At 59.7% G+C, this 17,187-nt stretch carries 16 protein-coding genes; 9 read left to right on the forward strand and 7 right to left on the reverse strand.

Annotation, left to right across the window (positions count from 1 at the left end; genetic code table 11):
• Nucleotides 1-21 precede the first annotated feature (21 nt).
• From E0486_RS07555 to E0486_RS07570, 5 genes are all read left to right on the forward strand, one after another.
• A complete protein-coding gene (locus tag E0486_RS07555) occupies nt 22-591 on the forward strand; it encodes a DUF1572 family protein (RefSeq protein WP_131851546.1) in 570 nt (189 codons plus the stop codon).
• 283 nt (nt 592-874) lie between these two features.
• On the forward strand, nt 875-1,831 hold the full coding sequence (locus E0486_RS07560; RefSeq protein WP_131851547.1) for a cytochrome c family protein: 957 nt from the start codon (nt 875-877) through the stop codon (nt 1,829-1,831).
• A 148-nt stretch (nt 1,832-1,979) separates the two neighbouring features.
• Nucleotides 1,980-2,108, forward strand: a complete 129-nt coding sequence (locus E0486_RS19275) for a hypothetical protein (RefSeq protein WP_262709623.1) — start codon at nt 1,980-1,982, stop codon at nt 2,106-2,108.
• Between the two features lie 60 nt (nt 2,109-2,168).
• Nucleotides 2,169-4,052: an ABC-F family ATP-binding cassette domain-containing protein gene (locus E0486_RS07565; protein ID WP_131851548.1), complete on the forward strand. Its 1,884-nt coding sequence runs from the start codon at nt 2,169-2,171 to the stop codon at nt 4,050-4,052.
• Nucleotides 4,053-4,194: 142 nt separating this feature from the next.
• Nucleotides 4,195-4,827, forward strand: coding sequence for an MgtC/SapB family protein (locus tag E0486_RS07570; RefSeq protein ID WP_131851549.1), 633 nt, complete (start codon nt 4,195-4,197; stop codon nt 4,825-4,827).
• On the opposite strand, the gene E0486_RS07575 is transcribed toward E0486_RS07570, so the two are convergent.
• Complete coding sequence (locus E0486_RS07575) at nt 4,824-5,441, reverse strand: MarR family winged helix-turn-helix transcriptional regulator (RefSeq protein WP_131851550.1); 618 nt, start codon at nt 5,439-5,441, stop codon at nt 4,824-4,826. The genes E0486_RS07570 and E0486_RS07575 overlap by 4 nt on opposite strands.
• A 96-nt stretch (nt 5,442-5,537) precedes the next feature.
• On the opposite strand from E0486_RS07575, the gene E0486_RS07580 reads away from it, so the two are divergent.
• Nucleotides 5,538-7,982 (forward strand): TonB-dependent receptor, encoded by a 2,445-nt coding sequence (locus tag E0486_RS07580; protein ID WP_131851551.1) that lies wholly within the window; start codon nt 5,538-5,540, stop codon nt 7,980-7,982.
• Here E0486_RS07580 and E0486_RS07585 read toward each other — a convergent pair.
• The 4 genes from E0486_RS07585 to E0486_RS07600 all read right to left on the reverse strand — a co-directional run bounded on the left by E0486_RS07585 (nt 7,979) and on the right by E0486_RS07600 (nt 12,300).
• Nucleotides 7,979-8,992 carry a glycosyltransferase family 9 protein gene (locus E0486_RS07585; RefSeq protein WP_131851552.1) on the reverse strand — a complete coding sequence of 338 codons (1,014 nt, stop codon included), beginning with the start codon at nt 8,990-8,992 and terminating at the stop codon, nt 7,979-7,981. The genes E0486_RS07580 and E0486_RS07585 overlap by 4 nt on opposite strands.
• Before the next feature lie 60 nt (nt 8,993-9,052).
• Nucleotides 9,053-10,276: an MFS transporter gene (locus E0486_RS07590; protein WP_131851553.1), complete on the reverse strand. Its 1,224-nt coding sequence runs from the start codon at nt 10,274-10,276 to the stop codon at nt 9,053-9,055.
• A complete protein-coding gene (locus E0486_RS07595) occupies nt 10,273-10,950 on the reverse strand; it encodes a DedA family protein (RefSeq protein ID WP_131851554.1) in 678 nt (225 codons plus the stop codon). The genes E0486_RS07590 and E0486_RS07595 overlap by 4 nt, the downstream gene beginning before the upstream one ends.
• Before the next feature lie 111 nt (nt 10,951-11,061).
• Complete coding sequence (locus tag E0486_RS07600) at nt 11,062-12,300, reverse strand: dicarboxylate/amino acid:cation symporter (RefSeq protein ID WP_131851555.1); 1,239 nt, start codon at nt 12,298-12,300, stop codon at nt 11,062-11,064.
• 153 nt (nt 12,301-12,453) lie between these two features.
• Here E0486_RS07600 and E0486_RS07605 point away from each other — a divergent pair, with 153 nt between their 5' ends.
• From E0486_RS07605 to E0486_RS07615, 3 genes are all read left to right on the forward strand, one after another.
• On the forward strand, nt 12,454-14,004 hold the full coding sequence (locus E0486_RS07605) for an amino acid permease (protein WP_131851556.1): 1,551 nt from the start codon (nt 12,454-12,456) through the stop codon (nt 14,002-14,004).
• 170 nt (nt 14,005-14,174) lie between these two features.
• Nucleotides 14,175-14,897, forward strand: a complete 723-nt coding sequence (locus E0486_RS07610) for a YebC/PmpR family DNA-binding transcriptional regulator (RefSeq protein WP_131851557.1) — start codon at nt 14,175-14,177, stop codon at nt 14,895-14,897.
• Nucleotides 14,898-14,998: 101 nt separating this feature from the next.
• The gene (locus tag E0486_RS07615) at nt 14,999-15,397 is read left to right on the forward strand and encodes a thiol-disulfide oxidoreductase DCC family protein (RefSeq protein WP_131851558.1); all 399 of its coding nucleotides are present in this window, start codon (nt 14,999-15,001) and stop codon (nt 15,395-15,397) included.
• 136 nt (nt 15,398-15,533) lie between these two features.
• On the opposite strand, the gene E0486_RS07620 is transcribed toward E0486_RS07615, so the two are convergent.
• Together E0486_RS07620 and E0486_RS07625 are read right to left on the reverse strand one after the other, a co-directional pair.
• Entirely contained in the window at nt 15,534-16,340 is an 807-nt protein-coding gene (locus E0486_RS07620; protein WP_131851559.1) for a PhzF family phenazine biosynthesis protein, read from the reverse strand.
• Nucleotides 16,341-16,480: 140 nt separating this feature from the next.
• Nucleotides 16,481-17,107: a trimeric intracellular cation channel family protein gene (locus E0486_RS07625; RefSeq protein WP_131851560.1), complete on the reverse strand. Its 627-nt coding sequence runs from the start codon at nt 17,105-17,107 to the stop codon at nt 16,481-16,483.
• Nucleotides 17,108-17,187: the final 80 nt, after the last annotated feature.

The raw sequence follows: 17,187 nt of genomic DNA on the forward strand, positions 1-17,187 counted from the left end.
GCCTCCTGTAAAATATCTGCCATGCATCCCTCTTATCTCGAAAGCGTCATCAAGCAATTCGAATACTATAAGCTGCTGGGCGAAAAGACCTTCGCGCAGCTGAAAGAAGACGACCTCTTCTGGCAACCCAACGACGAGAGCAATTCCATCGCACTTATTGTAAAGCACCTCTGGGGCAACATGCGCAGCCGCTGGACCGATTTCCTTACCACCGATGGTGAAAAGGAATGGCGCGACCGCGAATCGGAGTTTGACAACGACACAGAGAACGCCGCCGCGGTGCACGCCCGCTGGAACGAAGGCTGGTCCGTGCTGCTCGACACCCTACGCTCGCTGACGGAAGCGGACCTGCAAAAGACGGTGTATGTCCGCAACCAGGGACATACGGTGCTCGAAGCCATCAACCGCCAGCTGGCGCATTATCCCTACCACGTGGGCCAGATCGTTTACATCGGCAAGCTCCGCGCGCAGCACTGGGCCTCGCTCTCCATCCCGCGCGGCGGCTCCCGGGCCTTCAACGCCGAAAAGTTCGCGCAGCCCAAACACGATGCCCACTTCACGGATGAATTCCTGAAGCGGTCCTCGGGCTAAAGCCCGAGGCAAAAAAGTAATGCCGCTACGCGGCAAAGCGCCGTGCCCTGTAAGCGCCAGCCTCCACTGCTTGCAACCCTCCCTCACCCCGGATTCCAAACGACCTTCCCTTACCGCAGCACCGCCCGGGTGCTCGTTGGTAGCACACGCGTTCCTGTGCGCTTGGTGAATCGCGCTTCGGCCCATGCAGCAAAATCAACGGTTCATGCGCCCCGCCCCTTCCGCCCTCCGAAGGAAATCGAACCTTTGTGCCGCATTCGCAACGAAACCCAAAAACACCAACATGAAAAAAGTATTGCGGTACCTGCTGTTTACCGTGCTCGGCCTGGTCGTCCTCGTCGGCCTGGCCGCTTCCTTTGTCGCCGTGCGCGGCATTCCCACGCAAAAGGCGCAACATATCGACCTGAAAGTGGACCCTACCCCGGCGCGCCTCGCCCGCGGCGAGCAACTGGCCTCCCTCCTGTGCAAAAGCTGCCACCTCGATCCCAACACCAATAAATTCACCGGCAAGCGCCTCGACGACGCTCCGCAGTTCGGCAGCATCTATTCGCGCAACATCACGCAGCATCCCGAATTCGGCATCGGCAAGTGGAGCGACGGCGACCTCGCCTACCTGCTCCGCACCGGCGTACGTCCCGACGGCACCTACATCCCGCTGATGGTAGCGCTGAAGGAAAGCTCCGACGAAGACATCTACTCCATCATCGCCTTCCTGCGCTCCGGGCACACCTGGGTGCAGCCCGACAACACGCGGCAGCCGCAGACGAAGTATTCCTTTCTTACCAAGTTCCTCACCAACGCCGGCATCCTGCTCAAGCCGGGCACCTATCCCACGAAGCCCATCCCGCAGCCCGACACGACCAACAAGGCCGCCTGGGGCCGCTACATCGCCCTTCAGCTCGATTGCTGGGTGTGCCACTCCAAAGACTTTCTGAAGCTCGACTCCGACCATCCCGAAAACTCGCTCGGCTACTTTGGTGGCGGCAATGCCCTCAAGACGCCCGACGGCAAAGACATCTTCAGCCGCAACCTCACCATGGACGAGGCCACCGGCATCGGCCGCTGGAGCGAAGCGGATTTCCTGCGCGCCGTGAAGTTCGGCCAGGCGCCGGCCGGCCAACCCGCCCTCCGCGAGCCGATGCCCAAGTTTTCCACGCTCAGCGACGCCGAAACGCGCGCCATCTTCGCCTACCTCAAAACGGTGCCGAAGATCAGCAACCCCGTGGAGCGGAAATTCTAGCGGCGCGGGCGGCAAATGCCGGCGCAATGAACGAAAAAGGTACCTTTGCAGCCCTGCCAGCTGCAGTTCCGGGGGAAGGACCGCATCTTCCGTAGAACTACTGAAAGGCCTCCGTATCTTCATTCCTGCCGCCCAAAACGACCGCCCTATGCAAATAAAGAAACTCCTGGCCCTCATCGTGGTGGCGATCCTCATCATGGTGGTGCTCTTCCTGATCAATTCGCAGTTCGACACCTTCAAGGATCCCGCGGAAATGCAGGAATACACCGAGAACTGACCGGGCGACACCCGCCGAATCGCATAAGGCCCCCTTACACAGGGGGCTTATCTTTGCGCCATGCATTATGTGACGGCACAGGCACTGACGAAGTCGTACGGCGTAAAGCCGCTGTTCGAGAATCTTACCTTTCATATTTCCGAAGGCGACAAGATCGCCCTGGTGGCCCGCAACGGTTCGGGCAAATCCACCCTGCTCAAGATCATCGGCGGACAGGAGATCGCCGACGACGGAACGGTGTGGGTGAATAAAGACGTGGACACAGCCTTCTTTGAGCAGGAACCCCGCCTCATCGAGCACGCCAACATCCTCGACAACATCTTTTACCACGACAACCCCGTGCTCAACTGCATCAAGGCCTACGAGGACGCCCTCGATGCCCGCGACGAAGCCCGCACCAACGAGCTGCTGCTGCAGATGGACGAGCTCGGCGCCTGGGATTTCGAGGCCAAGGTGAAGCAAATCCTCGGCAAGCTCAACATCCACAACCTGCAGCAGGCGGTGGGCACACTTTCCGGTGGCCAGAAAAAACGCGTGGCCCTCGCCCGCACCCTCATCGACATCGGCTTCGAGCACAAACACGTGCTCCTCATCATGGACGAACCGACCAACCACCTCGATGTGGAAATGGTGGAATGGCTCGAGCACTACCTCAATAAGGAAAACACCACGCTGCTGATGGTGACCCACGACCGCTACTTCCTCGACGCCGTGTGTGAAGAAGTGTGGGAACTCGACAACGGCATCCTCTACATACATAAGGGCGACTACGCCAACTACCTGGAAAAGAAAGCCGCGCGCGAGGAGAGCGAAGCCGCCTCGATCGAAAAGGCACGCAACCTCTATCGCAAGGAGCTCGAATGGATGCGCAAGCAGCCGAAGGCCCGTACCACGAAAAGCAAGAGCCGCCAGGATAATTTCTACGAGGTGGAAAAGCGTGCCAAGCAAAAGATGGCCGAGCAGCAGCTCGAGCTGCAGGCGAAGATGAACCGACTCGGCGGTAAGGTGGCCGAGCTCAAGAAGGTGTACAAAAGCTACGGCGACAAGGCTATCCTCAAAGGCTTCGACTATACGTTCAAGAAAGGCGAGCGCGTAGGTATCGTGGGCAAGAACGGCGCCGGCAAATCCACCTTCGTCAACATCCTGCAAGGCATCGAGGAAGCCGATTCGGGCAAAATCAATATCGGCGACACCGTGGTGTTCGGCAACTATTCGCAAACGGGTCTCGAGCTGAAGAGCGACCTCCGCGTCATTGAGTTCGTGAAGGGCATCGCCGAAAACTTCCCGCTGGCCAACGGGCGCTTTCTCAGCGCGGCGCAGTTCCTGGAGCTGTTCCTGTTTTCGCCCGAGCAGCAATACACCTATGTGAGCAAGCTCAGTGGCGGCGAAAAACGGCGCCTGCACCTGCTGTCGATCCTGTTTCGCAACCCCAATTTCCTGGTGCTCGACGAGCCCACCAACGACCTCGACCTGCCCACGCTGTCGGTGCTGGAAAACTTCCTGCTCGAATTCAGTGGCTGCCTGCTGATCATCTCCCACGACCGCTACTTTATGGACCGCCTCGTGGATCACCTGTTCGTGTTCGAGGGCGACGGCGTCATCCGCGATTTCCCCGGCAACTACTCGCAATACCGCGAGCAGCAGAAGCTCGACCAGGAAGCCGAAGCCGAGGCGCGCCGGGAAGAAAAGGCCGCGGCAGCCACCGCACCTGCCGCCACCGTTGCCGAGAAGAAGCGCAAGCTGTCGTTCAAGGAACAGCGCGAATTCCAGCTGCTCGGCGACGAGCTCGCGACCCTCGAAAAAGAACGCGCAGCGCTGACGGAAAAGATGACAGGCAACCTGCCCTACGACGAATTGCAAAAGGCCGCCGACCGCGTGGCTGCCATCAACGAAGCAATCGATGAAAAAGAAATGCGCTGGCTCGAGCTGAGCGAGCTGGGATAGAGCAAGAACGCAGATCCCGCAAGCGGGATACGCGGATTGATTAAGATCAGGTATGATATTTCATTGATTACATCCGCGTTGATCTTAATAATCATTAAAATCGGCGTTCTTTCTCTATCCCACCGGGGCTAATTTTACAGCAATGCTTACCTGGCCACAACTTATCGGGCAACTGCTGATGGTCGTTCTTGTGGGCGGGCTGATCGGCGCGGAGCGCGAGTTCCGCAGCAAGTCGGCCGGCTTCCGCACGATGATCCTTATCTGCCTCGGCTCCTGGATCTTCACCACGCTGTCGATGACCATTTCGCACAGCTCCGACGACCGCATTGCCTCCAACATCGTTACCGGCATCGGCTTCCTCGGCGCCGGCGTCATCTTCAAAGCCGACAACCGGATCAACGGGATCACCACCGCCGCCACCATCTGGGCAACGGCCGCCTTGGGCATGGGCATCGCAGACGGAGCCTATAAACTCGTGTTGCTGGCTACCCTGCTGGTGCTGGCCGTGCTCTGGCTGCTCACACGCCTCGAGACCTATATCGACCGGGTCAACCAGTCGCATACCTACCGTGTTGTGTCCGATTACCGCGAAGACCTGCTCAAGGAATACGAGCAGCTGTTCGACGACTGCCACCTGCGCTACAAGCGCCTCAAGCGCACGCGCCGCGGCGACAGCATCATCGGCACCTGGTACGCACAGGGTTCCGAAAAAAACCACAACCGGTTCACCAGGCTGCTGATGCACCATCCTTCGGTGCGCGAATTTGAATTTTAACCACGCGGTCCCAACAGGTCTTTCAAGGGCCGCAGCTGGTGCAGCGGGCTTTGGGCGGCATCGATCTTATCGAGCAGGGCCGACAGTTGCGCGCGCTCGGCCGCATCGAGCACAGCCAGCGGGTCGGCGGGGCCGGCGAGCGCCTTGAGGGCGGCGAGCAGCAAGGCATGCCCCTTCGGCGTCAGCACCACGAAGCTCGAGCGCCCGTCGTCGGGGTTGGCTTCCTCGCGCAGCAGGCTGTCGGTGCGTAGCCGCTTGAGTAGCAGGCTCCCTGCGGCGGATTCCAACAGGCACTGGCGCAGCAGCTCCGACTTGGTAGAGCGTCCCATAAAAAGCAGGGTGGCCAGCAAGGTCAGGTCGTCGCTGCCGGAAAGGCCGGCTGCACGCAGGGTGGGCTTGCCGGCCAGCGCAAACAGGCGGTGAAGCCGTGCGATGAGGATGCCCGTCAGTTGCTGCGGCGAAGGCGCAACCTTAGGGGGAACCGCCGCGGCGGGTTTACCGGCGGGGCTCAAACGCGGTTGCTCACGGATCAGCCATACCCCGAAGGCCGTGGCATCGGCAGCACCACCCGCGGCCAGGTACCGACTCCAAAGCTGTTCCATTTGCTCGGTCATGCGCAATATTAGGGGTTGATCGGAAAACAATGTTTGAACAAAAACGTGCGCCACCTGTTTTGGACCGAAACAAGCACCCGGTAAAACTTCTTGATAATGACTTTCCCGCAGCAACGCTTCCTGCTCCTTCTCCTGTTCCTGGCTTGCGGCCTCGAAACGCTTTGCCAGTCCACGGGCCGCCTCACCGGAACCATTGTGGACCGCAACAGCCAGCGACCACTCCCCGGCATTACGCTCACCATTGAGCCCTCGGGCCGCAGCACCGCCAGCGACAGCCTTGGAAATTTTGTTCTGCCCGACCTCGCCCCCGGCTCCTATTCGCTCCAGGTTACCGGCGCGGGTTGGGTTGCGCGCAGTGTGCCCAACCTCGTAGTAACGACGGGCAATGTGCAAACAGTGGTCGTAGAGCTCGAAGCAGCGGTGAAAGAATTGAACGCCGTGATCGTTCAGAGCCGCCGGCCGTCGGTGCGGGCCGCCACACTTGAAAGCCCGCTGAGCGTGCAGCGCCTCAGTACGGAAGAGATCAGGTCTAACCCCGGCGGCAACTTCGACATCAGCCGCGTCATCCAAACCCTGCCCGGCGTCGGGGGCGGCGTTGGCGGCGGGTCGTTTCGCAACGACATCGTGATCCGCGGCGGTGCACCGAGCGAAAACGTATTTTACCTCGACGGCATCGAGGTGCCCGTCATCAACCACTTTTCCACGCAGGGCAGCGGCGGCGGGCCGCAGGGCATCCTTAACGTCAGCTTTATCGAAGACGTAAAGCTCAACACTTCCGCCTTTGAAGCCCGCTACGACAACGCCCTGAGCAGCGTGTTCCAGTTCCGCCAAAAGACCGGCAACCCCGATCGCCTGCAGGGCAACCTCCGGCTCAGTGGCACCGAAGCGGCCGCCACTTTCGACGGCCCGCTGGGAAAGAACACGACCTTCCTCGCCTCCGCCCGCCGCTCCTACCTCCAGTTGCTGTTCCGCCTTATCGACCTGCCTATCCGTCCCAACTACTGGGACTTCCAGTTTAAGACCACGACGCGCCTCAGCCCGCGCACGACCCTCAGCGTACTCGGCCTCGGCGCCATCGATGAATTCCGGTTCGCCGCCCCGCGCACCGCAACGCCCGAAAAGCTCTACGCCATCAGCAGCAACCCGACGATCAACCAATGGAGCTATACCGTCGGTGCCACGCTGCGCCGGCTGACGCCACGCGGCTTCTGGAACCTATCCTTGAGCCGCAACACCCTCAACAACCGAGCGGAGGGGTACCAGGACAACCTCAACCCGGCACCCGGGGAGCAGAACCTCGACATCCGCAGCAACGAAACGGAAAACAAGCTCCGGTTCGACGCCAGCAGCAACTACGCAACGTGGAAACTGAGCTGGGGCGCCGTGGCGCAATACGTGGACTTCGACAACCGCTTCTACCAGCTTTTCCGGCCGCTGCTGACCGATCCGCAGGGGGCCACGCAGCCGGCGCAGGAGTTCCGCACCAATGCAAGCACCCACTTCCTGCGCTACGGCGCTTTCGTGCAGGCGGGCACGCGCTTGCTGAACCGGCGCCTCGCGCTTAGCGGCGGGTTCCGGGTGGATGGCAATGGCGCCGAGAACGGCGAGTCCAACCTGCTTCGGCAGTGGAGCCCGCGCGCCAGCGCTTCCTATGCAATTGCTGATAAATGGAACGTCAGTGCCTCCTACGGCCTGTACTACCGGCTGCCCGGCTACACGCAACTGGCTTTCGGCGGCAACGGCGGCGTACCGCTCAACCCGGGCCGCTACATCCGCAGCACCCACTGGGTGGGCGGCGTGGAATTCCTGCCGACTGCCAACAGCCGAATTACGCTCGAAGGTTTCCGAAAAAAATACGCCCGCTATCCCGTCAGCATTTCCGACGGCATTTCGCTGGCCAACAAAGGCACCGAATTCGGCGCCATCGGCAATGAGCCGATCGTGCAAAGCGGTGAAGGAAGGGCCTGGGGGATTGAGCTCTTTGCCCAGCAAAAACTGACGAAACGGCTCTATGGCTTATTCAGCTATACGTTTTACCGGAGCGAGTTCTCCAATGCCAACGGACGCTATGCGCCTTCCACCTGGGACAACCGCCACCTGCTATCGCTCACTACCGGCTACAAGGCCGGCCCCAACTGGGAGTTCGGGCTGAAGTTCCGCTACCAGGGCGCCGCTCCGTTTACGCCCTACAACCTCGAGGCGAGCCGCCTTAACTACTTCTCGCTGGGCCGTGGCGTCCCCGACTATCTCCGTATTAATACGGAACGGCTGCCGGCCTTCCATGCTGCCGACATCCGCGTTGACCGGCGGTGGAACTTCCGCAGGCTGTCGCTCGACGTGTTCCTGGACATACAGAACGTGTATGGCGCGGGGGGCTCTTCGCTGCCGTTCTACACCTTCCAGCGCAATGCCGACAACAGCGCTTTCGTCACCACTGATGGACAGGCGCCCCAACGTAACGGCAGCAATACCGTCCCGGTGGTGCTGCAGGACAACGACGGCCGGCCGCTGCCCACGATCGGGTTCATCCTGGAATTTTAAGAGGAGCGGAACAAGCGGGCCTCGGCCTTTCCCACCAGCTCGTCGATACTGATGTCTTTCATGCATTTGAAGTGCCCCTGTGGACATTTGTCGCGGCCGATCTTGGTGCAGGGGCGGCACCAGAGCTTGTGTACCTGCACGTCGTCGTACGGACGCCCATGGTGCAGCAGGTAGTTGTCGCCGTAGTAAGGCACCATGCCGAACGACGGTGTCGTGCTGCCCCACACCGCGATGACGGGCTTCTTCAGCGCCGCCGCGATGTGCATCAGGCCCGTGTCGTGGGCTACCACCAGCTTCGACTTCCGCACCAGGTCCACGCTTTCATTAAGCTTGAACTTGCCGCAGGCGTTGTATACTTTGACCGGATCCACGGACGCGATCTCTTCGCCTTCGGCGGCCTCTTCGGGGCCGCCCAGTAGCAGGACGGGATAGGGCATCTTGCGGCACAGCTCCTGTAACTTATAAATGGGAAGCTTTTTCGTTTTGAACGACGCGCCGATCACCACGGCAACAAAACCAAGCTGGTGCGAGGTGGGAATGTCGCTCCAGGGCACTTCGTCTTCGGGGCCGGTGAAATAATCCATCCCCTTTCCATCATTGACGACACCGAAAGACGCCACCGTTTCGAGGTAACGGTCGATGATGTGCACCTTCGGCATCACGTTCCATTTGAGCTTCACGAAAATGAGCTTCTGGAAGTTGAGCTTGTTGAAGGAATGCGCCGGCAGCTTCAGGCTGCGCTTCAGCCGCAGCGTGCGCAGGTTGTGGTGCAGGTCGATGATGTGGTCGAAGCCCTCGGCCTTTAGTTCCGCGATCATCGCTTCCCAGTCGGCCTGCAGCACGTGGATCTTGTCGATATACGGGTTGTGCTGCACCACCGCGCGGAACTGCGGCTTTACCAGGAAATGCACTTCGGCGCCGGGCACCTGCGTCTTGAGGCAGCGCACGACGGGCGTGGTGAGCACGATGTCACCGATGGAGGAAAAGCGGACAACGAGAAACTTGGGCATCGCCGCAAAGCTAGAGAAACCTTGGTAAGGATGTCATTAATCCATGAACCGGTTGATGGATTATTCCTCCACATAGTTCAGGTCCTTCCCGAAGGTTTCCTTCGTCATCAGCGCCGCGGCCACGGTAAGCACCATGATGACCAGCGCGGTGAGCCAGCCGCCGGTGTAGTAGTCGGTGGCGCCGCGAAGGGCTTTGAACAGCGGCAGGATGAGCACGGCGAGCATGCCGCGCACCATGTTGGGAATGGTGGTGGCGGTGGTGGCCCGCAGGTTGGTGCCGAACTGCTCGGCCGCCATCGTAACGAAGATGGCCCAGAACCCGGTACCGAAGCCGAGGCCGGCGCAGACCCAGTACATCGCCGCGGGCGTCGCGTTCTGCAGGGCGGTGAAAAACAGGATAATGAACAGGGCCGTGATCGCGTAGAAGAGGAACAGGGCCTTCTTGCGGCTGCGGAACCACTGGCTGACGAGCCCGATGAGGATGTCGCCGATGGAGATGCCCACATACGCATACATGATCGCCTTGCCGGGATCCACGGAGCCGCGCACACCCATGGCCTTCCCGAAGTCGTTTGCGAAGGTCACGAGAACGCCGATGACGAACCAGGTAGGCAGGCCGATGAGGATACCGAGCAGGTAGCGGCGGAAGCGGTCGCCATTGGTAAACAGCATGAAGAAGTTGCCGCGTTGCACGGTGCTTTCCTTTACATTTTTAAATAGTCCCGATTCGAACATCGATACGCGCAGGAACAGGAGCAGGAAACCGAGGCCGCCACCGATAAAATAGGCGGTGCGCCAAGGAAAATTTTCTTTTACAATAAAGGCCGCTACGGCGCCCGTCAGCCCGATGCCGGCCACCAGCGAGGTAGCCACGCCGCGCTTTTCCTTCGGTGTCAGTTCCGACACCAGGGTGATACCAGCGCCCAGCTCGCCGGCGAGGCCGAGGCCGGCGATGAAGCGGATCCATTTGTATTGGTCCACCGTCTGCACAAAGCCGTTGGCGATGTTGGCAAGCGAATAGAGCAGGATGGAGCCGAAGAGCACGCTCATGCGCCCCCGCTTGTCGCCCATCACGCCCCAGATGATCCCGCCGAGGAGGAGGCCCCACATCTGCCAGGTAAGGATGCTTTCTCCACCCGCTTTCAGCGCATCGCCGCCGAGGCCCAGCGACTGCAGGCTCGGGATGCGGATAATGCTGAACAGCAGCAGGTCGTAGATGTCTACAAAGTACCCCAGGGCCGCTACGACGAGTGCGAAGCTGAAGATGGAGTGGCGCCGGCTCATAACACGGAGTTCGGGTCGTTGGGGCTGTTGGGCACCACTTTCTTCCGGGCGAAGAACAGCTTCCAGATTACCGGGAGTGTTGTAATAAGGATGATGATGATGGCAATCATCTCGATGTGGGCGGCCAGGCTGAAGCCGAAGCGGCTGCTCACCCAGCTTTCCAGGAAGTAGCCGCCAAGCATCATCGAGCACACCCAGGCCAGCGAGCCGAGCAGGTTGTACAGCATGAAGGTGCCGCGGTCCATCCGCACAATACCGGCGATGATCGGCGCGAAGGTGCGGATGATGGGCAGGAACTTGGCAAGGAAGATGGTGCCTTTACCGTTCTGCGTATAGAACTCCTGGGCACGGAGCAGGTGCTTCTTGCGAAACAGCCAGCTTTCCTTGCGCTCGTAGATCAGCGGTCCGGTCTTGCGGCCAAACCAGTAACCGACAACGTTGCCCAGCACGGACGCAAAAACAACGAGGAAGAGGATGAGGGCCACCTTCCAGGCAGTAACGGAGCCGTCGCCGATCTGGCCGCAGAACTTGGAGATGTAAATGCCCGCAGTAAAAAGCAGGGAGTCGCCGGGGAGAAAAAAGCCCACGAAGAGTCCGGTCTCGGCAAAAATGACGAACAGCAAAATGTAAAGTCCGCCGTTTTCAATGATCCAATGGATAAGATTATTCAGCATGAAAAAAGGTTCTGTAGGTTCTTAACGTTGTAAAGGTTTTGGAAGCTCCCGGAGGGTTTTGAAAAGTTAGTTGATGACCTCCTTCGCCATTCCTTGTTCCAAATTCCTGGTTTATGATTCACTCAGCTCTCCTTCCCACTTGCTCACCACCGAGGTGGCGATGGAGTTCCCCACGACGTTGGTGGCGGTGCGGAACATATCGCAGAAGTGGTCGATGGGGAGGATGAGGGCCACGCCTTCGGGCGGGATCTTGAACATGGCGCAGGTAGCCAGCACCACTACCAGCGACGCGCGGGGCACGCCGGCCACGCCCTTGCTCGTAAGCATCAGCACCAGCAGCATCGTGAGTTGCTCGCCCATCGGCATGTGCATGCCGTAGGCCTGCGCGATGGCCAGCGAGGCGAAGGTCATATACATCATGGAGCCGTCGAGGTTGAACGAGTAGCCGAGCGGCAGCACGAACGACACGATGCGGTCGCGGCAACCGAAGCGCTCAAGTTCCTCGGTCAGCTTGGGGAAGACGGCCTCCGAGCTGGTCGTGCTGAACGCCACCAGCAGCGGCGACGAAATACGGCGCATCAGTTCCTTCATCCGCGCGCCGAGGATCAGGTAGCCTACGCCCAGCAGCAGCAACCAGAGCAGGGCGATGCCCATGATGAAGTAAAGGAAATAGCTGGCGTAAAACGTAAAGATGCCGAAGCCGCGCGCAGCCACTACCGAGGCAATGGCCCCGAAAACGCCGAGCGGTGCAAAGTTCATCACGTAATTGACGACTTTGAGAATAATGTGCGAAGCACGTTCGAGGGCCAGCACTACAGGTTTGGCAAAGTCGCCGATGGAGGCGGCCGCCACGCCGAAGAAGATCGAAAACACCACGATCTGCAGGATCTCGTTGGCGGCCATCGCCTCGAAAAAGCTTTTGGGGATGACGTGCTCCACGAAATTCTGGAGCGAGAAGGCCTTGCCTTTCGTGGCCAGGTCGGCGAGGCCGGCTTCGTCGCGCTGCAGCCCCTTGATGAGGGCGCCGGGCTCGAAGTAGTTGACCAGCACCATTCCCAGCAGCAGTGAGGCGAGCGACGCGGTAACAAACCAGAGAATGGCCTTGCCCCCCACGCGGCCCACGGCCTTCAGGTCGCCGAGCTTGGCGATCCCCACCACGAGGGTGGAGAACACGAGCGGCGCAATGATCATCTGCACGAGGCGGATGAAAATGGTGCTGAGGAGTTTGATGTTGGTAGAGAAGGAAGTCTTGAAATCCGGTGCTCCCTGGTAATAGACCAGGGCGCCGGCCGCCACGCCAAGCAGCATGGCCAGTATGATCATGAGGGTAAGACGGCTTCCTTTATTCATAGTCACGCATTCGGGCGCCGAAAATCGGAAAAAATACGGTGCCCCCCGAAACTTAATTCCGGCGTGCGTTTCCGCTTGTATAAATAGCGCGCGAACCGTATCGCTTAAATGCTTTATTTTACGACCTTATTATCGATCAACAATTAATTGTTTATGAGTCTGTTCCTTAAAAAGCCCCTCGACCAGATCATGGCGCAGGCGGCTGACAACGAGAAAGGCCTGAAGCGCACCCTCGGCGCCGGCAACCTCGTGGCCCTCGGTATCGGCGCCATCATCGGCGCGGGCCTGTTCGTGCGTACCGCCGCCGCTGCCGGCCAGGCTGCCGGTCCGGCCGTGACGCTCTCGTTCATCATTGCTGCCATCGGCTGCGCCTTCGCCGGCCTTTGCTACGCCGAATTTGCCTCGATGATCCCCATCGCCGGTTCGGCCTACGCCTATTCGTATGTAACGATGGGCGAGCTGATCGCCTGGATCATCGGCTGGGCCCTTATTATGGAATATGCGCTGGGGGCCGCCACGGTATCCATCGCCTGGAGTGAATACCTGAACAAGCTGCTGGGAGGGAGCATACCATACGAATGGTCGCACTCGCCTTTTGAAAGCATTACCGATGCCGCCGGCGTACTGCACCATGGCATGATCAACGTTCCCGCCCTGATCATCCTGCTCCTCCTCACCCTGCTGCTGATCCGCGGCACCCAGGAAAGCGCTATGGTAAACGCCATCATCGTATTCATCAAAGTCGCCATCGTGATTTTGTTTATCGCGATCGGCTGGCAGTTCATCCGCCCCGAAAACCATACGCCTTATATGATCCCGGCCGGCACCCCCCCGGTGCTTGACGGATCGGGCAAAGTGCTGCATAGCTACGACGGCGTTTTCAAGCACGGCTGGGGCGGTGTGCTCGGCGGCGCGGCCATCGTGTTCTTCGCCTTCATCGGCTTCGATGCCGTTTCTACGGCGGCACAGGAAGCCAAGAACCCGAAGCGCGACATGCCCATTGGCATTCTCGGCTCGCTTGTTGTCTGCACCATCCTCTACATCCTCTTCGGCCACGTGCTCACCGGCGTTGCTCCCTGGAAAGACTTCGTTGACCCCACCAAAGGATCCGAAGCTTCCGTAGCCTATGCCATTTCGCAATACATGCACGGCTACGGCTGGCTGTCCACCGCCGTTACGGTGGCCATCCTCGCCGGCTTCTCCTCGGTGATCCTCGTGATGCTGATGGGCCAGAGCCGCATCTTCTACACGATGTCCAACGACGGCCTGCTGCCCAAAGCCTTTGGCGCCCTGCACCCGAAGTACAAAACGCCTTATAAGGCCAACTGGATCCTGTTCGTCTTTGTAGGTCTTTTTGCGGCCTTCGTGCCCGGCTCCGTTGCCGGCGACCTGACCTCCTTCGGCACCCTGTTCGCCTTCGTGCTGGTCAGCCTCGGCGTGCTGATCCTGCGCCGCAAGGAGCCCAGCATGGTGCGGCCGTTCCGAACGCCGGCAGCGCCGGTGGTTTCGATCCTCGGGGCGGTGATCTGCACGGGTATGATCGTGGCCATCGACACCCGCACCCTGCTCGTGGCCTTCGTCTGGATGCTACTCGGCCTCGTGGTGTACTTCGCCTACAGCAAGAGCCGCAGCACGCTCCGCCGCGGCACCCCGATGGCGGACCTGCTGCCGACCGCCGACGATTTCGAACGCACCCGGCACTAAACGACCTGCTTAACGAAAAAGCCGCCTCTCCCGGGGCGGCTTTTTCGTGGGGTATAATTCGTAATTTTGCGCACCTGTCCTTCGACGGCGCCCCGGATGACAGCAGCCCTGTCAGGGTGAGCGCAGTCGAACCACAAACCACAAACTCCAAACTACAAACTCGTTTTTTTATGGGTCGCATATTCGAAGTACGTAAATCCGCCATGTTCGCCCGCTGGGACAAGATGGCCAAGAACTTTACCCGTATCGGTAAGGAGATCATTATCGCCGTGAAAGCCGGCGGCTCCGACCCGGGCACCAACGCGGCCCTGCGCCGCTGCTTCCAGAACGCCCGCAGCGTGGGCATGCCCAAAGACCGGGTGGAAGCGGCCATCAAGCGCGCCCAGGGCAAGGAACTGGTCAACTACGACGAGATCCTCTATGAAGGCTATGCCCCCCACGGCGTGGCAGTGCTCGTGGAAACGGCTACCGACAACCACGTGCGCACCGTTGCCAACGTAAAATCGATCTTCAACAAAGGCGGCGGCACGCTGGGCAACAGCGGCTCCGTGGCGTTCCAGTTCAAGAAAATGGGCGTGTTCAAGCTGAAGCCGGAAGGCCTCAGCGCCGAAGACCTCGAGCTCGAGCTGATCGACTTCGGCCTCGAGGAACTCGGTGAGGGAACCGGCGAAAACGGCGAGGAAGTACTCGTGCTCCGCTGCGCCTTTTCCGACTTCGGCAACCTGCAGAAAGGGCTCGAAGAAAAAGGCCTCAACCCGCTCAGCGCCGAACTTGAATGGATCCCCAGCACCACCGTGGAGCTGTCTGAAGAGCAGGCCCAGGACGTGCTCAAGCTCGTAGACAAGCTGGAACAGGATGAAGACGTGCAAAAGGTGTTTCATAACCTGCAATAGCGCGTGGCTGACGACTGATGTCTGATATAAAAACGGATCGCTTTGCGATCCGTTTTTTGTTGGCGTGAAATCCGGCTTCCGACATCCGCGATCTTTGCACCATGGAGCCCCCAGTAATCCTCTTCGACGGTGTGTGCAACTACTGCAATGCGATGGTCAATTTCGTGCTCCGTGCGGACCGGGAAAAGAAGCTACGTTTTGCGGCGCTCCAGTCGGAGGCGGGGCAGCGGCTGCTGGCAAAGCACGGGCTTCCGCCCGACAGCCTCGAGTCTTTTGTCTTCATTGAGCGGGGACAAGTCTGGGATCGCTCAACGGCGGTATTGCAGGTGCTGCGGTACCTGCCCTGGTATTTTCAGCCGGCCCGGATCGGCTGGCTCCTCCCCCGCTCCTGGCGCGACGGCCTCTACAACCGGATCGCCCGCAACCGCTATCGCTGGTTCGGCAAGCGCGATGCCTGCATGATCCCGACGCCGGAAGTAAAAGCGCGCTTCCTTGACTAGGGAAGAACGCAGATTCTATAGATTTTTATGATTCGCCCAGATAAACGTTCGCATGCGCCAGCAAAATCATAATGAATCTTAATAGATCTGCGCATCCAGCTTGCGGCCCCGAAGCCTCGGGACTGCGCTCCTTCTCTTAGAGGCTGATCTCCCCTTGCAGGAAGAGCGCGCACTTGCCGCTCATCAGCACGCGGTCGCCGTCGAGGCTGCACCAGAGGTCGCCACCGCGCGGGGACAACTGCCGGCAATGGAGCTTTGTAGTGCCCAGCTTCTGCGCCCAGAACGGCACGATGTTGCAATGGGCCGAACCGGTGACCGGGTCTTCGGGAATGCCGGCGCCCGGGTAAAAGCAGCGCGACACGATATCGGCCTCCCGGCCTTTCGCCGTAACGATCACGCCGATGGTATCGAGCTCCTTCATCAACGTATAGTCGGGCTCCACAGCCAGCACCGCGTCTTCATCGGGCAACACCACGAAATAATCGCGCGAGCGCCGTATTTCTACGGCTGCAGACAGGCCGAGGCTGGGCAGCAGGTTCGTCGGCACGTCGCAGTCTTCGGGCATGCGGGCAGGAAAGTCGAGGGTGTACAATCCGTCTTTCGCGCTCGCCTTCAGCGGTCCTGCTTTTTCGGTGGTAAAATGAATGTCCTGCACATGCGGCTCCAGGAAATTCTTGATCACGTAGGCGGAAGCCAGGGTGGCATGCCCGCAGAGGTCGATCTCGTATTCGGGTGTAAACCAGCGAATGTGATACGAGCCCTCGAGGCCGAACTGCGCGTCTTCGTTCTTCACAAAAAAGACGGTCTCGCTCAGGTTGTTCTCCATAGCGATCTGCTGCATCAGGGCAACATCGATCCATTCTGCAAGCGGGATCACCGCGGCGGGATTGCCTTTAAAAACGGATTCCGCAAAGGCGTCGACCTGGTAGAGGGGAAGTTTCATGCTGTAAAAATACAATCGGGCGACACCGCTTCAGCAGTACAGTTAGGGCTGGAAGCAGCCATCACAGACCTTCCCGGTAAAGAAGAAAAACCGGTCCCCCGGGCCTGGCGATCTCGTATTGCTTTCGGATGCGGACGCGATCAGGCCGCCGGGTCGCGGTAAAAGCGGGGTAGCCCGAGGGCGTAGCGCACCGCGATCCAGCGGATAAAAAAGATCAGGAGGATGCACCCGATCTTGCTCAGGTCTTCGTCGATCGTGGTCCGTCGCAGGAAGTAATAGGCCGTAGCGCCACCGATGGAGGCGAGGGCGTAGATCTCGCGCCGGAAGAGCAGCGGAACCTTATTCAGCAGCACGTCGCGGAGCACGCCACCAAAGCAGCCGGTGACGGTGCTAAGGGCGATGCAACTGTAGCCGGGCAACCCGTTCTTGATGGCGATCTCGAGGCCGATGATGGTAAACAATCCGAGCCCCAGTGCGTCGAAAAGAAACAGCGCCGTCTGTAATTGCTTCAGGTAATGGCCAAACAGCATCGTAACCACCGAGGAGCAGAAGATAACGAGGATGGCCGTTCCGTTCTGCAGCCAGCTTACCGGCAGGTTGCCCACCAGCACATCGCGCAGGGTACCGCCCCCAATAGCCGACACGAAGGAGATAATCAGCACGCCAAAGGGATCGAGCTTCCGCTCCATGGCCGAAAAAGCGCCGGCGATGGCGAAGGCCGCGGTGCCGAAGATGTCGATGAGGGAAAGGAACTGGTTGTAGTGCATGATCGTGAGGCGTGAACCGTGAGGCGTGAGCAGAAAGTTCTAAAGTACAAAGAGGCGTCTAAAAACAGAAACGTGTAGCG

Origin of the sequence: Flaviaesturariibacter aridisoli (assembly GCF_004343705.1) — a bacterium.
GTDB lineage: Bacteria > Bacteroidota > Bacteroidia > Chitinophagales > Chitinophagaceae > Flavisolibacter > Flavisolibacter aridisoli.

Bases quoted from the DNA above. Each gene is read 5' to 3' on its own strand.
- E0486_RS19275 (WP_262709623.1), top strand. From the start codon at position 1,980: ATGCAAATAAAGAAACTCCTGGCCCTCATCGTGGTGGCGATCCTCATC.
- E0486_RS07610 (WP_131851557.1), top strand. From the start codon at position 14,175: ATGGGTCGCATATTCGAAGTACGTAAATCCGCCATGTTCGCCCGCTGG.
- E0486_RS07555 (WP_131851546.1), top strand. From the start codon at position 22: ATGCATCCCTCTTATCTCGAAAGCGTCATCAAGCAATTCGAATACTAT.
- E0486_RS07565 (WP_131851548.1), top strand. From the start codon at position 2,169: ATGCATTATGTGACGGCACAGGCACTGACGAAGTCGTACGGCGTAAAG.
- E0486_RS07620 (WP_131851559.1), bottom strand. From the start codon at position 16,340: ATGAAACTTCCCCTCTACCAGGTCGACGCCTTTGCGGAATCCGTTTTT.
- E0486_RS07625 (WP_131851560.1), bottom strand. From the start codon at position 17,107: ATGCACTACAACCAGTTCCTTTCCCTCATCGACATCTTCGGCACCGCG.
- E0486_RS07590 (WP_131851553.1), bottom strand. From the start codon at position 10,276: ATGAGCCGGCGCCACTCCATCTTCAGCTTCGCACTCGTCGTAGCGGCC.
- E0486_RS07600 (WP_131851555.1), bottom strand. From the start codon at position 12,300: ATGAATAAAGGAAGCCGTCTTACCCTCATGATCATACTGGCCATGCTG.
- E0486_RS07615 (WP_131851558.1), top strand. From the start codon at position 14,999: ATGGAGCCCCCAGTAATCCTCTTCGACGGTGTGTGCAACTACTGCAAT.
- E0486_RS07560 (WP_131851547.1), top strand. From the start codon at position 875: ATGAAAAAAGTATTGCGGTACCTGCTGTTTACCGTGCTCGGCCTGGTC.
- E0486_RS07585 (WP_131851552.1), bottom strand. From the start codon at position 8,992: ATGCCCAAGTTTCTCGTTGTCCGCTTTTCCTCCATCGGTGACATCGTG.
- E0486_RS07570 (WP_131851549.1), top strand. From the start codon at position 4,195: ATGCTTACCTGGCCACAACTTATCGGGCAACTGCTGATGGTCGTTCTT.
- E0486_RS07595 (WP_131851554.1), bottom strand. From the start codon at position 10,950: ATGCTGAATAATCTTATCCATTGGATCATTGAAAACGGCGGACTTTAC.
- E0486_RS07575 (WP_131851550.1), bottom strand. From the start codon at position 5,441: ATGACCGAGCAAATGGAACAGCTTTGGAGTCGGTACCTGGCCGCGGGT.
- E0486_RS07605 (WP_131851556.1), top strand. From the start codon at position 12,454: ATGAGTCTGTTCCTTAAAAAGCCCCTCGACCAGATCATGGCGCAGGCG.
- E0486_RS07580 (WP_131851551.1), top strand. From the start codon at position 5,538: ATGACTTTCCCGCAGCAACGCTTCCTGCTCCTTCTCCTGTTCCTGGCT.